The 17,106-nt window shown below is 68.4% G+C and carries 16 protein-coding genes; 9 read left to right on the forward strand and 7 right to left on the reverse strand.

Going from position 1 to position 17,106, the window contains the following annotated elements; genetic code table 11:
• Positions 1-452 precede the first annotated feature (452 nt).
• Entirely contained in the window at positions 453-2,009 is a 1,557-nt protein-coding gene (locus OHB12_RS12955) for a flavin-containing monooxygenase (RefSeq protein WP_327119293.1), read from the reverse strand.
• 290 nt (positions 2,010-2,299) lie between these two features.
• Between OHB12_RS12955 and OHB12_RS12960 the strand changes: the two genes are divergently transcribed.
• Together OHB12_RS12960 and OHB12_RS12965 are read left to right on the forward strand one after the other, a co-directional pair.
• Positions 2,300-3,517: an MFS transporter gene (locus OHB12_RS12960; RefSeq protein ID WP_327119295.1), complete on the forward strand. Its 1,218-nt coding sequence runs from the start codon at positions 2,300-2,302 to the stop codon at positions 3,515-3,517.
• Entirely contained in the window at positions 3,514-4,053 is a 540-nt protein-coding gene (locus tag OHB12_RS12965) for a GNAT family N-acetyltransferase (RefSeq protein ID WP_327119297.1), read from the forward strand. Before OHB12_RS12960 ends, OHB12_RS12965 begins: the two co-directional genes overlap by 4 nt.
• Positions 4,054-4,060: 7 nt before the next feature.
• On the opposite strand, the gene OHB12_RS12970 is transcribed toward OHB12_RS12965, so the two are convergent.
• Positions 4,061-4,813 (reverse strand): alpha/beta fold hydrolase, encoded by a 753-nt coding sequence (locus OHB12_RS12970; protein WP_327119299.1) that lies wholly within the window; start codon positions 4,811-4,813, stop codon positions 4,061-4,063.
• Positions 4,814-4,912: 99 nt separating this feature from the next.
• Here OHB12_RS12970 and OHB12_RS12975 point away from each other — a divergent pair, with 99 nt between their 5' ends.
• From OHB12_RS12975 to OHB12_RS12985, 3 genes are all read left to right on the forward strand, one after another.
• Positions 4,913-5,797, forward strand: a complete 885-nt coding sequence (locus OHB12_RS12975) for an ABC transporter ATP-binding protein (RefSeq protein ID WP_327119301.1) — start codon at positions 4,913-4,915, stop codon at positions 5,795-5,797.
• A 43-nt stretch (positions 5,798-5,840) separates the two neighbouring features.
• A complete protein-coding gene (locus tag OHB12_RS12980; RefSeq protein WP_327119303.1) occupies positions 5,841-6,608 on the forward strand; it encodes an ABC transporter permease subunit in 768 nt (255 codons plus the stop codon).
• 73 nt (positions 6,609-6,681) lie between these two features.
• A complete protein-coding gene (locus OHB12_RS12985; protein ID WP_327119305.1) occupies positions 6,682-7,176 on the forward strand; it encodes a GbsR/MarR family transcriptional regulator in 495 nt (164 codons plus the stop codon).
• 38 nt (positions 7,177-7,214) lie between these two features.
• Here the strand turns inward: OHB12_RS12985 and OHB12_RS12990 are convergent, their stop codons facing one another.
• Positions 7,215-8,009 carry a tyrosine-protein phosphatase gene (locus OHB12_RS12990; RefSeq protein ID WP_327119307.1) on the reverse strand — a complete coding sequence of 265 codons (795 nt, stop codon included), beginning with the start codon at positions 8,007-8,009 and terminating at the stop codon, positions 7,215-7,217.
• Between the two features lie 59 nt (positions 8,010-8,068).
• Positions 8,069-9,085 (reverse strand): cell division protein ZapE, encoded by a 1,017-nt coding sequence (zapE, locus tag OHB12_RS12995; protein ID WP_327119309.1) that lies wholly within the window; start codon positions 9,083-9,085, stop codon positions 8,069-8,071.
• A gap of 35 nt (positions 9,086-9,120) precedes the next feature.
• On the opposite strand from zapE, the gene OHB12_RS13000 reads away from it, so the two are divergent.
• The 4 genes from OHB12_RS13000 (at position 9,121) to msrB (ending at position 13,346) form a co-directional block, all read left to right on the forward strand.
• Positions 9,121-9,882 carry a pyrimidine reductase family protein gene (locus OHB12_RS13000; RefSeq protein ID WP_327119311.1) on the forward strand — a complete coding sequence of 254 codons (762 nt, stop codon included), beginning with the start codon at positions 9,121-9,123 and terminating at the stop codon, positions 9,880-9,882.
• A 31-nt stretch (positions 9,883-9,913) separates the two neighbouring features.
• On the forward strand, positions 9,914-11,470 hold the full coding sequence (locus OHB12_RS13005) for an alpha/beta hydrolase (protein ID WP_327119313.1): 1,557 nt from the start codon (positions 9,914-9,916) through the stop codon (positions 11,468-11,470).
• A gap of 110 nt (positions 11,471-11,580) precedes the next feature.
• The gene (locus OHB12_RS13010; RefSeq protein ID WP_327119315.1) at positions 11,581-12,906 is read left to right on the forward strand and encodes a glycosyltransferase family 87 protein; all 1,326 of its coding nucleotides are present in this window, start codon (positions 11,581-11,583) and stop codon (positions 12,904-12,906) included.
• Complete coding sequence (gene msrB, locus OHB12_RS13015; protein WP_327119317.1) at positions 12,903-13,346, forward strand: peptide-methionine (R)-S-oxide reductase MsrB; 444 nt, start codon at positions 12,903-12,905, stop codon at positions 13,344-13,346. The genes OHB12_RS13010 and msrB overlap by 4 nt, the downstream gene beginning before the upstream one ends.
• Before the next feature lie 159 nt (positions 13,347-13,505).
• Here the strand turns inward: msrB and hemQ are convergent, their stop codons facing one another.
• The 3 genes from hemQ to hemE form a co-directional block, all read right to left on the reverse strand.
• On the reverse strand, positions 13,506-14,201 hold the full coding sequence (hemQ, locus tag OHB12_RS13020; protein WP_327119319.1) for a hydrogen peroxide-dependent heme synthase: 696 nt from the start codon (positions 14,199-14,201) through the stop codon (positions 13,506-13,508).
• 287 nt (positions 14,202-14,488) lie between these two features.
• The gene (locus tag OHB12_RS13025) at positions 14,489-15,850 is read right to left on the reverse strand and encodes a protoporphyrinogen oxidase (RefSeq protein WP_327119321.1); all 1,362 of its coding nucleotides are present in this window, start codon (positions 15,848-15,850) and stop codon (positions 14,489-14,491) included.
• A gap of 85 nt (positions 15,851-15,935) precedes the next feature.
• The gene (gene hemE / locus OHB12_RS13030; RefSeq protein ID WP_442800029.1) at positions 15,936-16,991 is read right to left on the reverse strand and encodes a uroporphyrinogen decarboxylase; all 1,056 of its coding nucleotides are present in this window, start codon (positions 16,989-16,991) and stop codon (positions 15,936-15,938) included.
• Positions 16,992-17,106: the final 115 nt, after the last annotated feature.

Raw genomic sequence — 17,106 nt, forward strand, 5'->3', positions numbered from 1 at the left:
CAATGTTGCTGTGGGCGTCGTGTCGCTCTCGCCTCAGATGATTCCCGGCTCGTCGTCGCTACTCCCCACTGCCCGGTCCCCCCGAACACAGACGCCGCACACGCAGTCCGGAAATCGACGTAGCCATCCCGACAACGGATACGCCGAGGCCGGTGCATGTCGCGGTGAACGACCGCCTCGGGTGGGACAACGGCGGGTCGGATCCCGCTTCCTGGACAATCCTGTGGAGCGTGTACGACGCGTCGACCTACGCGCTGCTGGGCGCGACCGAGGCAGGCCGCGGCCCAATCACCATCATCTCCACGGCCGACGGCGCGAGCACGGTGGCGAGCAATCTTCCAGCCGCCACCGTGAGCGTAGTCGAGCGCGGCGCGGTGTCAGCGGCTTCGGCACCGATTGCGGCGAGCACCGTTCGCCCGCCCAGCCGGGGCGCACAGCCGCGCATCTGCCGCCTATCGGCTGACCCGGCCGCTCTCCTCTTCGCTCGCCAACAGCTCCGCCTCAATCGGAAACCGTCGCGGCGCGGTCGGTCCGGTACCCGCCTTCGACCGGTTCAAGCCGCGGTAGGACTCCGGCTTCACCCTCCGGAACCATTGGGCGAGCCGCGTCCGGCGAGGCAGGCGGAACTGCAGGTCAGCGAGCATCTCGTCGATGTTCTGGATGGCGAACGGAGTGATCGCCGTGCCGTGCGCGTGGTGGCCGTTGGCGCGTTCCTCCATCCAGCGCAGGCGGGTGTCGATCTGCTCGTTCAGCTGCTGGGCGGGCGGCAGAGCGAGCCTGCCGGTGAGCAGCGCGGCGGTCCAGTGCGCGGCGACCTCGGCGTTGAGCGTGCTGATCACCGACGAGTTGTAGCCTGCGAAGGTCAGATTCGGCACATCCAGCGGCAGGATCTGGCGGTGCAGACGGAAGTTGCCGCGCTCGTCGGTCAGTCTGCGCTGCACGTACGGGGTGAGGAAGGGAACCCGCTGGTGGAAACCGGTGGCACACACTACGACGTCCGCCTGTAGCACCTGCCCGGTGGACAATCGCACCGCGGGAGCCGCCTTGGGGCCGCCGCCCAGCTCGGCGATAGTGGTGTCGCGGTGCACCACGACCCGTCCGTTGGCGACCTGCTCGTAGAAGCCCTCGGTGGCGAGGCTGATGGTGCTCTCGGCGATCTCCTCGACACGGCCGCTGGGCACGAGACCGAGTTCGCGGAGACGCATCTGCTTGGTGGCCAGCTCCTGGATCAGGTCGAAGTTACTGATCCGCACCGATTCGCCGGGACCGGTCAGAAACCGGTCCATCCGGCCGGGCCGGAGGTAGTGGAAGTGCGACTCGCCGAAACGGGTCAGCATCAGGTGCTCGAAGTCGATCACCCGGGCCAGCGTGCGCGGCACCTTCCAGAACAGCCGCCGGGCCACTACCGAGGTGGACGCCGCGACATCGCTCACCGCGGTCGCGATGTCGCACGCGGACTTCCCGTAGCCGACCACGACGACCGACTTGCCGCGCACCGATTCCAGATCGAGAAATTCCGACGCGTGCACCAACCGCCCGCCAGCCGCGCCGAATAAGTCCGCGCCGCGATAATCCGGCATCGCCGGATCGCTGAACACACCGTTGGCGATCACCAGGTGGTCGCACGAGGTCCGGTGAATTCCGCCCTCGTCGCGAATTTCCAGCAACCACCCGCTGTCCACCGGATCCGCGGCGACCACCTCGGTCTGCAGACGCAGATGCTCGGTCAGCCCGAAGCGCGCGGCGTAGGCGGCAAGATATGCCTGCATCTGCTGTCCGTCCAGCACACGCGGATAGTCCGCAGGCATCGGGAAGTCGGAGAAGTGATAGGTGTCCTTGGAGTTCTGCGTCCGCAGGCCCGGGTATCGCCGGGTCACACTCCACACGCCACCGACATCGGGTGTGCGGTCGAACACTTCGACCGGAAAACCCTCCTGTTTCAGCACTTTCGCGCAGGCGAGACCTGCGATACCCGCACCCACGATCGCGACGCGGCTTCCGCTTGTCATGCGCAGGAGACTACGTCGCCGACGCCGCGCAGCAAAGTCGGGTCGGCCGAAACAGCGCTTCAGCGTATTGCGGGCGACTCGTGAAAGCCACCCGCAGATCGAGCAGACCGCGGATCAGGATGCTTGCCCGCAGCGCAGGTCCGCGTCGTCCACGGCCGGCCTCGGCCACCGGTGGCAGCGCCAACCGAGTCGCCGCGAAGGGCGGTCGGAGCGTCCATCCGACCGCCGCTGTCGATCGCCGGCGCCCCGTTCCGCACGCGCCTCCGCCGCGGGCCCGCTACCCTGCGCAGATGAGTTCGATCGCGCCCGTCCTGCGGGGCGCCCGGATCGCGAACTCGTTCGCATTCGGCCTGCAGGGCTTCTTCTTCGCCGTCGTGCTTACCGAACTGCCGCAGCAGAAGGAGCGTTTCGGCCTGTCGGACGGGCTGATCGTCGGCTCGGTGGTGCTGGTCTCGCTGCTGGCGGGCGGCGGCAGCATGGCGGCCGAGCGGCTGGCACTGCATCGGTCGAGCCGTGACACACTACGCATCGGCCTGTTACTCGTCGCGCTCACCGGCACGATGACGGCGTTCGCGCCGAACACGGCCGTGCTGCTGATCGCGCTGGGCTGCTACGGGATCGCGCTAGGCATCGTCGACGCGAGCACGAATATGCAGGCGGTGTTCATCCAGCACGGGTACGGAACGTTCATCCTGTCCTCGTTCTACGCGGCGTGGAGCGCGGGATCGATCACCGGGGCGCTGTTCGTGTCCGGGTGTGAGGCGCTGGATGTGACGCTACGCGAATCGCTGCTCATGGCGGCCGGGATCGTGCTCGTGGCCGGGTTGCCGCTCGGTCCGCGACTGCTTGCCGCGCGAGACGCGGAGACGAGTCCCGCCGAGACGGTCACCACCGGCGATAGAACCGTCGCGGTGCACGCCTATCTGGCATTCGGCATCGCGATGGCGCTGGTCTTCGCCATCGACCTCGCGGTAGGCAACTGGTCGGCACTGTATCTCACCGACGACCTGCTCGCCGATTCCGCGACCGCGGCGCTCGCGCTGGCCGCCTATCAGGGCACGTCGCTGATCGCGCGGCTGGGCGGCGACCCACTGGTCCGCCGCTTCGGCCCGCGGCGGGTGGTGCGAATCGCAGCGAGCGTCGGCGTGCTGGGACTGGCGATCGTGGTGGCCGCGCCGGGGCCGGTGGTCGCGATCTTCGGATTCCTCGTCGCGGGCATCGGCATGCCGGTGATCGCGCCGCTGTGCTTCAGTGCGGCCGGACAGCTCACCAGCGGCAGCGCACTCGACGCGCTGATCGCGCGCCTCAACTTGTTCAACTACGCGGGAACCCTGGTCGGCGGCGGCGTGGTCGGCGCCGTCGCGGCCGCCTTCGGACACCGCGCAGGGTTCATGGTCCCCCTGTTTTTCGCCGCCGCACTGATCGTGCTCGCCCGCATGTTCCTTTCTCACCACGAGGAGGGCGAACTTCCCGCACCCGCGGAGGAACATGCTCTACTGGACGAATGAGCAACATCCCAGTCACCGTCGACCGGGCCGGGCTGTGGGACGCGGAGGCCCTCAGTGACGTTGCGGCCGCGACCTTTCCACTCTCGTGTCCGCCGGACGCGACGCCCGAGGACATCGAGATCTTCCTGACCGACGTGCTGTCGGGGGAACGCTTCGGCGAGTATCTGAGCGATCCGGCACGGATTGTGCTCAAGGCGATCGCGGGCGACGACATCGTCGGCTACGCAATGCTCGTGGCTGCCGATCCCGCAGATCCGGCGGTGGCCCAGGCGGTCGGCCTGCATCCGGTGGTGGAGATCAGCAAGATGTACGTACTGCCCGGCCACCACGGTACCGGGGTGTCGACCGCGCTCATGCGGGCCGCACTGGACCGGGCGAAGGAGGACGACTATCCCGGCCTGTGGCTCGGCGTCAACCAGGAGAACCTCCAGGCGCGGCGCTTCTACGCCAAATACGGATTCACGACGGTCGGCACCAGGACGTTCACTGTCGGCGCGCAGCTGCACCACGACTACGTGATGCGCCTGGTCTTCTGAGCCGAGTTCACCGAACGAAATCCACAAGGGCGGCGTGGAAGGCGGGAGCCAGCACAGCCATCAGGTGATCGCCGGGCACCACGCTGAGTGCGCCATTCGGCAGGGCCGCCGCGAGGCGCTCGGGTTCGGCCGCAAACGGGTCGTGGTCACCCGCCAGTACGAGTGCGGGCACGGTGATGCCGGACAGGCTCATGATCGGGCGGTCGTCGAGGCCGGTCACCACCGCCCGGATGGCGTCCAGGTCGGCATGCACGGCATCGGCGAGCACACGGAACATCATCGCTTTCGTCGGCGCACCCGCGCCGTCGCCGCGCATCGCCGCCTGCAGTTCGGGCGGGTCGACGACGCGGCGATCGACACCACCGCAGTCCAGGACGCCCGACCCGATGCCGCCGATCACCAGGCGCCGCACCCGTTCGTCGGCCGCGGCTACCAGCAACGAGATCACCCCGCCCATCGAGTACCCCACCTGCACAACGCGATCGAAGCCCAACTCGTCGTAGAGTGCGCGCACGTCGCGCGCCATCGCGTCCCACGAGTAGCGCGCCGCCTCGTGCGGCTTGTCGGAACGGCCGTGCCCGCGCGCGTCCAGTGACACCACGGTGTGCCCGGCAGCCCGCAATGCGCCGACCACCCCGGTGCTCATCCAGTTCGCGTTGGTGTCGGCGACCACGCCGTGCTGAAGGACGACCGGAACGCCCTCGCCCTCCCACACCCGGTAGTTGAGCTCCAGCCCGTCCCATGTCTCGAACGTCGCCATGCCCGGATCGTAGCGGGCCCAGACGAAGGATTGACATGTTCTAGATGTTCAGTATTTACTGAACCAATCGTTCCTATTGAACAACCTCCAGGAGGGATCATGACCGCCGCGATCCGCACGGAAGGTCTGACCAAGCACTACGGCAAGCACATCGCGCTGACCGACCTGAACCTCGAGGTAGCCCGAGGCGAAGTCTTCGGCTTCCTCGGCCCCAACGGCGCTGGCAAGTCCACCACCATTCGCATCCTGCTCGACCTGATCCGCCCTACTTCTGGACGGGTCGAGGTGCTCGGTGTCGACCCACGCGACGGCGGCGCCGACCTGCGCAGGCAGATCGGCTACCTACCCGGCGAACTGGAAATCGAGGGCCGCAACACCGCCCGCGACCTGCTCACCTTCCTCGCCGATCAGCGCGGAACCGTGGCCGTGCGCCGGATCTCCGAACTGGCCGACCTGCTCGACCTCGACCTGTCCAAAAAGGTCGGAGCCATGTCGAAGGGCAACAAGCAGAAGGTCGGCATCATCGCCGCCTTCATGCACCACCCCGACCTGCTGATCCTGGACGAGCCCACCTCCGGCCTGGATCCGCTGCTGCAACAGCGCTTCCTCGACCTGGTGACCGAGGCCAAGGACAACGGCCAGACCGTCTTCATGTCCTCGCACATCCTCACCGAGGTACAGCAGACCGCTGACCGCGCGGTGATCATGCGAGCGGGCAATCTGCTCGGCACCGAGAACGTGGAGGATCTGCGCCGCCGATCGCCGCGGTCGGTGGAACTGGTGTTCGGCGAGGACGTCTTCGCCGACGATTTCACCAGGTTGCCCGCCGTGCACGACCTGAGCATCGAAGGAAAGACGGTGCGCTGCACCACCGAAGGCGACGTGGACGCCCTGTTCAAGATGGCGGCCAAGTACGAGCTGGTCAGTGTGCTGTCCACCGAGCCAGATCTGGAGCAGATCTTCTTCAGCCTCTACGGCCGCTGATCGCGCTGCACCCCGCACAACTCACCGCACAGGAGAATTCGTCATGAAGCGTTCGGTCTTCACGCAAACCCTGAAAGAACAGCGGCGCGGCCTCATCGGATGGTCGATCGCCATCGCCGTGGTGCCGATGGTTTACCTGCCCTCGTTCCAATCGCTGAAAGAGCAAGGTTCGCTGGACAACCTCGAACAGAACGGGATCTATGACGCGATGGGCATCGGCGACTTCGCCAGCGCCACCGGATTTCTGCATTCGATGATCTTCTCCCTGATGGGCCTGCTGCTGATGCTGATCTTCGCAGTGACCTTCGCCGCACGGTCGGTGAGCCAGGAGGAGAACGGCACACTCGATCTGCTGCTCGCCCAGCCGGTGGCGCGGATGAGCCTGCTCGGACAGCGGTTCGCCGCGCTGGCGGTGCAGACCGCGCTGGTCGCGACGGCGCTCACCCTGAGCGTCGTCGCGGGCGCGAACGCGGGCGGGATGGACGTGCCCACCGGGAACATCGTCGCCGCGAGCACCGGGCTCGGACTGCTGGCACTCGTCGTGGGCACAATCACGCTGCTGGCCGGTGCCGTTACCGGAAGGCGTTCGCTGACAATGGGTTTCGCGTCGCTGGTCGCGCTCTGCGGCTATCTGGCCAACAACCTGGGCGCCGATTGGCTGCGCAAGCTCTCACCGTTCTATTACGCGGTGGGCGACTCGCCGGTGATCAACGGCTGGAACGTCGTACACCTGGTGGTGCTCGCCGCCGTGGCCGCCGCGGCGGTTGCGCTGGCGCTGACCGCCTTCGACCGCCGCGATCTGGCGGTCTGATCCGCCGCCCGGGCGGGCCGCCACGGCCCGCCCCATGCTCCGCGCTCTCCGACACCGAAGGGATACTCGACCGATGAGCACCGCGGAAGAGAACCGGACGGACACCCCCACGCCCCAACAGCTGGCCTTCGTCGAGGACTTCGCGCTCGTGCTCGAACGCATGGGCCTGGTCCGCATGACCGGCCGAGCCGCGGGCTGGCTACTGATCGCTGATCCACCGGAGCAGACGTTCGGTCAGATTGCCGACGCGCTGCAGGCATCCAAGGGCTCCATCTCCAACGCGCTGAAGTCCCTGGTCACCATGCGCTGGGTGGATAAGACCTCCAAGCCGGGCGACCGCAGGGACTATTACTCGATCCGCCCCGGCGTCCTGCCCGAGTTGACCCGCAAGCAGAGCACCATGTACAGCGACCTCACCGCCATGAGCTCGCGCGGGTTGGCCCTGTTCGACGACCCGAACGGCAAGGAGGCCGCCCGTCTCCGGGAGATGCACGAGTTCTTCGTCTGGATGGGCAAGGAACTGCCCGCCTTGATCGACCGCTGGGACGCCGAGCGCAAACCCTCCTGAAACATCCGGGCTCCACGGAGCCTCGGTGCGCCGGCGGTTCAGGCCAGCAGTTCGGCCTTCAAGGCAGCGACGTCGGCGTCGGTCAGCTTCAGTCCGTCGCGGACATAGGTGTCGAAATCGCCGTAGGTTCGGTTCACCTGGTCGAAGGCGGCGTCGAGCCAGGACTGCCGCACGCCGTTGAGCTGGTCATCCGGGCTCGCGTTGCGGAACTGGTTGGAAAGCAGGTAGTCCTCGGTGACGGTGGCACGATCGACGCCGAGCACGGTGAGCAGCACCGCGGTGGTCCAGCCGCTGCGGTCCTTGCCCGCGGTGCAGTGGAACAGGACGGCACCGTCGGTGGTGTCGATGATGTCGCGCAGCACCGCGGCGAATGCCTCGTCGGCGCCTGGAGCGGTGATGAACGCACGGTAGAGCCCCTCACCCCCGGTCAGGGTGGCGGCCATGACCTCAGGCGGGGCATGGCCGATCACGTCGTCCCAGTTTGCCGTCGCGCCCGCCGGAATCCGGTCCGGGCCGAGCGCGCGCTCGTAGACCGTCCGCAGGTCGTGCACCACACGGACCTGGCGATCGGTCAGTGCGGCCAGATCGTCCAGGGTGGCGTTGTTCAGCTGCCCACTGCGGTACACCGAGCCGGTGCGCACGGTCCGGCCGTCGAGGGCGCGGTACCCGCCGATGTCGCGTGCGTTCTGCACACCCTGCAGAGGCAGCGACCGATCGGACGCGACGGCCGAGGCGGCGGGTGGATCGGCGAGCGCCGCACCGGTCACCGGCCCGAAGGCGACAACCACCCCTGTGGCCAGGGCAACCGGGGCACGAAACGAACGATGGGCCATGCGACTGTTCCGATCATCTGGTCGACTGCACTCCCCCGCGGTTCGAGGTCCCGGCGTCCCTAGGCCGGGACCTCGAACCGCGACAGCGCGAGCAGGCGCGAGATGGCGCGCAGGTACTTCTTGCGGTAACCGCCTTCGAGCATCTCGGCCGAGAATATCTCGTCGAGCTTCGCACCGGACACGGTGACCGGGACGCTCGCATCGTATAGCCGGTCGGCGAGCACCACAACGCGCAGCGCCACCGCCTGATCGGTGACCGGGTGAACGTTCGAGATGAACACCGACGACACCCCGGAGATCAGCGCGCCGTACTTGGACGGGTGCAGCGTGCTCAGGTGCTTCAGCAGCGCGTCGAACTCGTCGAGCGTGGAACCCGTTGTGCCGACGGCCCGTTCGCCGAGGTCATCGGGCGAGGTCGGTTCGGGTGCCGGCGGTAGGTCGCGGTGGCGGTAGTCCGGTCCGTCCACGCGCACTGCTTCGAAGATCGCACCGAGCTTCTTGATCTCGCGCAGGAAATCCTGGGCAGCGAAACGTCCTTCGCCGAGCTGACCCGGCAGCGTGTTCGAGGTGGCCGCGATCGACACCCCGGCCGCGGATAGTTCGGCCAGCAGTCGCGAAACCAGCATGGTGTCGCCCGGGTCGTCGAGCTCGAACTCGTCGATGCACAGCACGCTGTTGGCCGAGAGCCGCTCGACCGCGTTGGCGAAGCCCAGCGCACCGACCATATTGGTCAGCTCGCCGAAGGTGCCGAACGATTTGGGCGCCGGCGAGCTGTGGAAGATCGAGGCCAGCAGATGGGTCTTGCCGACGCCGAAACCGCCGTCGAGGTACAGACCCGCGCCGGTCACTTGCTTCCGCTTGCCGAACAGGCTCTTCTTGCTCGCGGCCTTGTGGATCTTGGCGACCTGGCCGGCGAACTCGTCGGCCTTGCGGACCGCGGCCGCCTGGCTCGGCTCATTCGGGTCGGGAATGTAGGAGGCGAAGCTCACCTCGTCGAACATGGGCGGGGGCACCATTTGGGCGACGAGCTGGTCGGCCGGAACCTCCGGGTGGCGATCGACGAGGCGTTCTTGCATGAACGAAGCCTAAAGACGTGGTGTGATCTAGTTTCATGCAGCGTATCCACAATGCGATCCAGCTCACAGGGCTGAGCCCGGACGACCTCGCGCAGTTGTACGCGTTTCCGGCCCAGCTCGATGCCCCTTGGGTGCGAGCCAATTTCGTCTCCAGCATCGACGGCGCCGCCACCAGCGGAAACCTGAGCGAGGGGCTGGGCACCCCCGCCGACCGGACAGTGTTCATGATGCTGCGCGAGCTGTCGGACGTGATCCTGGTGGGCGCCGGCACCGTGCGCTCGGAGAACTACGGCGGAGCGCGCACCGACCCGCGGCGCCGCCGAGCACTCCACGACCATGGGATCGGCGGCCATCCCGACGGCGCACCGCCCCCGATCGCGGTGGTCACCGCCAGTGCCGCGCTCGACCCCGGTGCACGGCTGTTCACCGACACCCAGGTGCCGCCGCTGATCATCACCACCGCGATCGCCTCCGCCGACCGCAAGCATCAACTCGTGGACGCGGGCGCCGACGTGATCGAGGCGGGGGACATCGCAGTGACCCCCAAGGGTCTGCTGCGCGCGCTCGGCGAGCGCGGCCTGCTGCGCATACTCACCGAGGGCGGGCCTCATCTGTTCGGCGAGCTGCTCGAAGCCGACGCGGTCGACGAGCTCTGCCTGACCACCGCGCCGCTGCTGGTCGGCGGTACGGCGCGGCGAATCTCGCTGTCCGCGCACGAGTTCCGCACCCATATGACTCGCGCGCACGTCTTGCTGGACGATGACGGCACGATGCTCACCCGGTGGGCCCGTCGATGAAACAACCGCACGAACCTGGCAGGCTGTAGCGATGCGCTGGACTCGGGCCGCCGTGCTTGCCTCGACACTCTCGATCGTGATCGCCGGTTGCGGGGCGGGACCCTCGGACCGCCCTGGCGTCGCGGTCCAGCGTCCGCCCGTCGCGGGCGGCGCCACGACCTCGGCCGCCCCGCCCCCGCCGCCGAACGCCGAGCTGCCGAAGACCGATCTGAGCTGGCGCGAGTGCACCCAACCGACCCTGGACCTGCTCGGCCTCGGCCCCGCGCCCGCGGGCCTGGTGCTCGACTGCGCCGAGTACTCGACCCCGATCGATGCGGCGGGGGCCGTGATCGGCAGTTTCCGCACCGGCGCGATGCGGGCCCGGCTGGCGCAGACCCCAGCCGATGTGCCGCCGCTGGTGCTCACCTCCGGCTCGGACCGCTCCTCGACCGCCACCCTCGCGGGGCTGGCCGTGGGTTCGGCGGGGGCGCTGCTGGCCAGCCGCCCGATCGTAGCGGTGGACCGGCGCGGTCTCGGAACCTCCCAGCCGATCGACTGCCTGGATCCCCAGATCCGCCGCGGCCTGGCCGACAACGCCCAATTCGGACCAGGGACCGACGATCCGGCGGCGTCGATGACCACCTTGAGCCAGGACGGCACCCTCGCCTGCCGGGACTTCCTGCAGCCCTACGAGGGCACCTTCGACGCGCCGCACGCCGCCGACGACATCGAGCAGCTGCGCAGGCAGTGGCAGGTCGAGCACATCGCGTTGCTCGGCACCGGCAACGGAGCGAAGGTCGCGCTCAGCTACGCCCGCAAATACGGCGACCATGTCGCGCGCTTGATGCTCGACTCTCCCGAGCCGGTCGGCACGGACGCCACCACCCGCGCCGAACAGGTCGTCCAGGGCGCCGAGGCCGCGCTGACCGCGTTTGCCCAGCGATGCGTCGGCATGGGCTGTTCGCTCGGTACGGACCCGCGCGCAGCGATCACCGACCTGATGAACAAGGCCGGATCGGGCGGGCTCGGCGACATCTCCGCGAACGCGTTGCGCACCGTGCTGTCGGGCTTTCTCGGCAGCCCGCGCGCCGACCAAGCCAACCGGGTCGGCGAACTGTCCGACGCGCTCGCCGCGGCGGGACGCGGCGATCGCGGGCCGCTGGGTAACCTGATCCTGCGCGAGTCGGCCGCCACCGCGGGCGACGGTCAGTTCGTCAGCCGCTGCACCGACACGCAGCTGCCGCCGAGCCCGGCCAAGGCCACCGAGCTCGCGGGCACCTGGGGCGGCAAGTACCCGGTGTTCGGCAAGGCGGCGGCGATCGCACTGCTGGCGTGCGTGGCCTGGCCGGTGTCGGCCGCGCCGCCACTGCCGGAGAAGCTGGGCATCCCGGTGCTGGTGCTCGGCGGTGTCGCCGATCCAGTGGTCGGCAACGGCGGCCAGTCGTCGGTGACCGGCGCGTTGGGCGCCGCGGGGGCGCGGCACGCGACACTCACCTGGCAGGGCTGGGGCCATCCGGTCGCGGCTCACTCCGGCTGTGCGCAGCGGACACTGCTGGACTATCTGAAGGACGGCCAACTCCCCGCCGACGGGACCGCCTGCCCTTCCTGAACCCTGGTCGCGGGGCCCGCCTGAGCGGCGCGTCGGGCAGGTCCCGGCAACCACCAGGATCGGATCCGGTGTACCGTGCCCCAGTGTTCCTTCGACAGCTCGAGCCCCAGATGGCTCGCACCACCGCCGAGGTGATCAAGTTCGCACTCTGGCCACTGGCGGTCATGACCGTGCTGAACCGGGTCTTCATCAAGGCTGTCAATGGTTTCATCACCGACGACTACCGGCCGGTCTATCAGGCATCCCTGGACTTCCTCAACAGGCGGCCGGTCTACACCGCGAATTTCGACTCGGTCGACCCGCACTACCTGTACCCGCCGAGTGGCACCCTGCTGATCGCGCCGATCGCGGCCATCGACTACGAGAAGTCACGCTGGCTGTTCATCGCACTGAACGCGATCGCGATCCTGATCGCGTGGTATCTGCTGCTGCGGCTGTTCCGGTACACGCTGAACTCGGTCGCCGCGCCCGCGCTGCTGCTGGCGATGTTCATGTCCGAGACCGTGATCAACACACTGGTCTTCACCAATGTCAACGGCTGCGTGCTGCTCGCGGAGCTGGCCTTCATCTTCCTGCTCTTGAAACGGCGGGATCTCTGGGCGGGCGCGGCGCTCGGATTGAGTATCGCGGTGAAACCGACCCTGGCCCCGCTGCTGCTGATCGCGCTGGTCCGCGGGCAGTGGAAGGTGTTCGTCACCGCTCTCGGCGTGCCGATCGCGCTGACCGCGATCGCCTGGCCGCTGTCGAAGGACGCGGACAAGTTCTTCACCCGCACCTTCCCCTACATTTTCGAATCCCGTGACTACTTCAACAGCGCGATCGTCGGCAACGGCGAGTACTACGGTCTGCCGCCCTGGTTGACCTGGGGCATGCGCCTCGTGATGGGCGTGCTCGTCCTGCTCACGCTATGGCTGCTGTACCGCTACTACCGTGATGACGAGCTGTTCTTCGTCTGCACCTCGTCCGGCGTGCTACTCACCGCGTCGTTCCTGCTCAGCTCGCTCGGGCAGATGTACTACTCGATGATGCTGTTCCCACTCCTGATGACGGTGGTGCTGCGCAATTCGGTGCTGCGCAACTGGCCCGCATGGCTGGCCATCTTCGGGTTCATGAGCTACGACAAGTGGCTGTCGGACCGCTGGCAGAATGTCGGCCGCAACCTGGAGTACCTGCGCATCACCTTCGGCTGGGGTCTGCTGCTGATCGTGGCGTTCTGTGTGCTGAGTGACCGCTACCTTGCCGCGCGGCGGGAAGGACGGCTGCCGTTCGGGATCGATCCCGCCTGGATGAGCTCTGCCCCGGATTCGCGTGACGGGGCGCCGGACTCGCCTGCCGCGTCCTGCTCCGTACCTTCCGAGACCGCCGCCATTGATTCCCCCAGGTCACGCAATGGATCGGCACCGGTGGAGCAGAAGCGTATTAGCGTGGAGCAATGAGTTCCGAAACCGGCACGCCGCTGCCCGCGCCGCGGATCCAGCTCACGCCACAGGAGTGGCGGTCGCAGCTGAGCCCCGAGGAATACGCGGTGCTGCGCGAGGCCGCCACCGAGCGTCCATTCACCGGCGAGTACACCGACACCAAGACCGAAGGCGTCTACGCGTGCCGGGCCTGTGGCGCCGAGCTGTTCCGCAGCACCGAGAAGTTCGACTCGCACTGCGGCTGGCCGTCCTTCTTCGATCCGTCGGCGTCCGCTGCGGTGATTCTGCGGTCGGACGACTCGCTCGGCACGCATCGGGTCGAAGTGCTGTGCGGGAACTGCCACAGCCACCTCGGCCACGTGTTCGAGGGCGAAGGGTACAACACGCCCACCGACAAGCGCTACTGCATCAACTCCGTAGCTCTGCGGCTGCACCCCTCGGACAGCGCAGCGGAGTAACAGCCTGGCGCTGTGGGGAAGGGTACGGATTCGCCGTATCACGCGCATGCCCCAAAAACCCGGGGCATGGACTGGCGCGACGCGTTCGTGCCGGTCGGTAGCCACGGGCCACGTCCCTACGCCCCGATTGCGCGGCCCCCGTCCAGGGACCCGACCTGCTCAAGGCAGGGCAGCGATCAGCTTCTCGATCTGCACCCACGGGCCCGTGAAGAACGGTACCTCCTCGCGCACGTGCCGCCGGGCCTCGGTCGCCCGCAGATCGCGCATCAGATCGACGATCCGGTGCAGTTCCGGCGCCTCGAAGGCGAGGATCCATTCGTAGTCTCCCAGTGCGAACGAGCTGACCGTGTTGGCCCGCACGTCCGGGTAGCCGCGCGCGGCCTTGCCGTGGTCGGCGAGCATCTTGCGTCGCTCGTCGTCGGGCAGCAGGTACCACTCGTAGGAGCGGACGAACGGATAGACGCAGATGTAGTTGCCCGGCTCCTCACCGGCGAGGAACGCCGGGATGTGGCTCTTGTTGAATTCGGCGGGCCGGTGCAGCGCCACGTTGCTCCACACGGGCACGCTGGCGCGACCCAGCTCGGTGGTGCGGCGGAAATCCGAGTAAGCGGACTGCAGGTCCTCGACGCGTTCGGCGTGCGACCAGATCATGAAGTCGGCGTCGGCGCGAACGCCCGCCACGTCGTAGATGCCGCGCACCACGACGCCGCGGTCGGCGAGTCCGTCGAAGAACGCCCGGGCCTCCTTGGTCGCAGCGTCCCGCTCCTCGCCCAGCACTCCGGGCTGTACCTGGAATACCGAGAACATCAGGTAACGGATGGTGGAGTTCAGGGCTTGATAGTCGAGTCGCGCCATAGCGCCATCTTTCCACCCGACCACAGAAGCCCGGCTTCCCGGGCATGAACTGCTCGATATGCCACCTCCGGTCATCGAACGTTCCGCTATGCCCGGCTCTCGTCCAAGCACCCGGTCGGCTCGCAGGCGTAGATGTCGGCGTCTCCGGGCAGGGTACGTACCACGAAATCGACGCGGCCATGCCGCACCGCGGAAGTCTTTGGCCGATAACAGATTTCGGTGACGGCCGATACGCACCCGGGCAGAACGGCTCGGTCGCGCGGGAGGCGGAACGGCTTGGACCCGGTTCAGCCCGCGGTGGACGCTTCTACTCCCGCCGCGATCCGATGCGCGGCGGCAGTGCCGGAGGCGACGCACGCGGGCACGCCGACGCCGTGCAGATACGCACCCGCGACGGCGAGGCCGGCCAGGGAGCCGATCTCGGCTTCGACGGCCGCGATGCGGGCGGTGTGGCCGGGTGCGTACTGGGCCAGGCCACCGGGCCAGCGCTGAACGACCGCCGAGCGGGGCTCGATGGCGACCCCGGTGACAGTGGCCAGGTCTTCGGCGGCGGCGGCGACCAGCTCGGCGTCGGACCACGACAGCGTCGAATCGTCCCCGAATTTGCCGAAAGAAGCTCGGACGAGGGCGGTTTCGCGTTGACCGAGGTGGGTCCACTTGCGGCTGGAGAGGGTGAAGGCCTTGGCGCGCAACGGTTCTCCAGTGGCCACCAGGATGCCGGAGTTCCGCGGCAACATGGTGTCTCGTGGCAGCGCGAGAGCGACCACCACCGACGAGGACAGTTCGATGCCCGCCAGTTCCGTCGCGGCGGCAGGGGCGACGGCGCCCAGCAGCCGACCGGTCACGGGCGCGGGGGTGGCGAGCACCACCGCGTCGACGGCCCCGATCGGGTCGACCACCCAGCCGCGCAGCCCTCTCGCCAGGCGGGTGCCCGGTGTCGCGGTAACGAATTTCGCACCCGAGCGGGCGGCGAGCGCGTCCAGGAGCACTCGGTAGCCGTCGCGGATTCCGCCGAAGACCGGCGCATTCGAAGGCGGCGGCAGCGCGGCGCCGACGGCAGCGGTGAGGCTGGCCGCGCCGCTGTCCAGGGCCGCGGCCAGCGCGGGCAGCGCGGCGCGGACACCGATAGAGCGCGAGCTGCCCGCGTACACGCCGCCGAGCAGCGGATCCACGCTGCGCTCGGCGACCTGCGCGCCGAATCGGTCGGCGACCAGGCCGTATACGTCGGTGTCGGAGCCGGATTCCCAGGTCAGCGGCCTGCCGGGCTCGGAGGCGACCCGGTCTAGCGTCGCGGTGTCCACCAGCCCTCGCATCGACTCGGCGGTCGCCGGGATACCCATCAGCGTGCCCACCGGCAGCGGATGCGCGGCACCGGCCGACCACACCAGCGGCCGCAGGCCCGCGGGCGTCACCAGCTGCGACTCGAGCTCGAGCTCACGCAGCAGTGCGGGCACCTCCGGCCGCCGCCCGACGAACGCCTCGGCTCCGAGATCCAGTGGCTCGCCGGCCAATTCACCGGTGTAGAGGATTCCGCCGACCCGTTCGGCCCGGTCGAGCACGAGCACGTCGGCTTCCGGCCCGAGGAGCGTCCGGAGCCGATACGCGGCCACCAGCCCACTGATCCCTCCGCCGACCACCGCTACACGCATACTTCGACCGTAACGTGCCCTGCGATCGCCGCTCATCGCGCCTGTGTCGCCACCCTTACCCGCCGGCACGGCGCTTGCCTGAGCCTCACAGTTCGTGGACGAGCTCCACCAGCGCGGTCAGCACGCCGGGGTCGGTGTCCGGGAGTACGCCGTGGCCCAGGTTGAAGATGTGCCCGGCGGCACCGAGCGTGATCGCCTCGTCCGCCTCGCGGGCGATGCGGCGCGCCTCCGCCTCGATCACCGCCGACCCGGCGAACAGCACGGCCGGATCGAGGTTGCCCTGCAACGCTTTTCCTGGTCCGACGCGGCGGACGGCAGCGGTCAGCGGCACCCGCCAGTCGACACCGACCACGTCTGCCCCCGCTTCTCCCATTGCGCCGAGCAGCTCTCCGGTGCCGACGCCGAAGTGGATGCGCGGCACGCCCGCGTCAGCGATCTCGGCGAACACCCGCTCGGAGTGCGGAAGCACAAAGCTGCGGTAGTCGGCGAGCGAGAGCGCGCCCGCCCAGGAGTCGAACAGCTGCACCGCGTCGACACCCGCGGACAGCTGGGCCTGGAGGAAAGCGATGGTGATGTCGGTGAGCACCCCGAGCAGCGTGTGCCAGGTCCGCGGGTCGGCGTGCATCAGCGCCTTGGTGCGCTCGTGGTTCTTGCTCGGCCCGCCCTCGACCAGGTACGAGGCCAGTGTGAACGGCGCGCCGGCGAACCCGATCAGCGGCGTCTCGTCCAGCGCGTCGATCAACAGTCGCACGCCGTCGGTCACCGCGCCGACCTCCTCGGGCCGCAGCCGCGGCAGCGCGTGCACGTCACCGACGGTCCGCACCGGCGACGCGATCACCGGCCCGACACCTGGCACGATGTCCAGGTCGATGCCGGCCGCCTTGAGCGGAACGACGATGTCGGAGAACAGGATCGCCGCATCGACGTTGTGCCTGCGGATCGGCTGCAAGGTGATCTCGCACACCAGCTCCGGATCGAAGCACGATTCGAGCATCCCGATGCCCGCGCGCAGTTCGCGGTACTCGGGTAGGGAGCGTCCGGCCTGGCGCATGAACCACACCGGACGCCTGCTCGGCGGCGCGCCGGTGGCGGCGGCCAGGAACGGGGCATCGGTCAACCGGCGGCGGGTATGAGTGCTCATCACGGCTATCGTAAGCAGGCCCGGCGGAAGCGACGGACCCGGAGGCGTCAGTGTGTGTAACCACGAAGGGCCCCGCGGACGCCGCAATGAGTACAGCGGCGCGCCTCCGACTGCG

Source organism: Nocardia sp. NBC_01730 (genome assembly GCF_035920445.1).
Lineage (GTDB): Bacteria > Actinomycetota > Actinomycetes > Mycobacteriales > Mycobacteriaceae > Nocardia.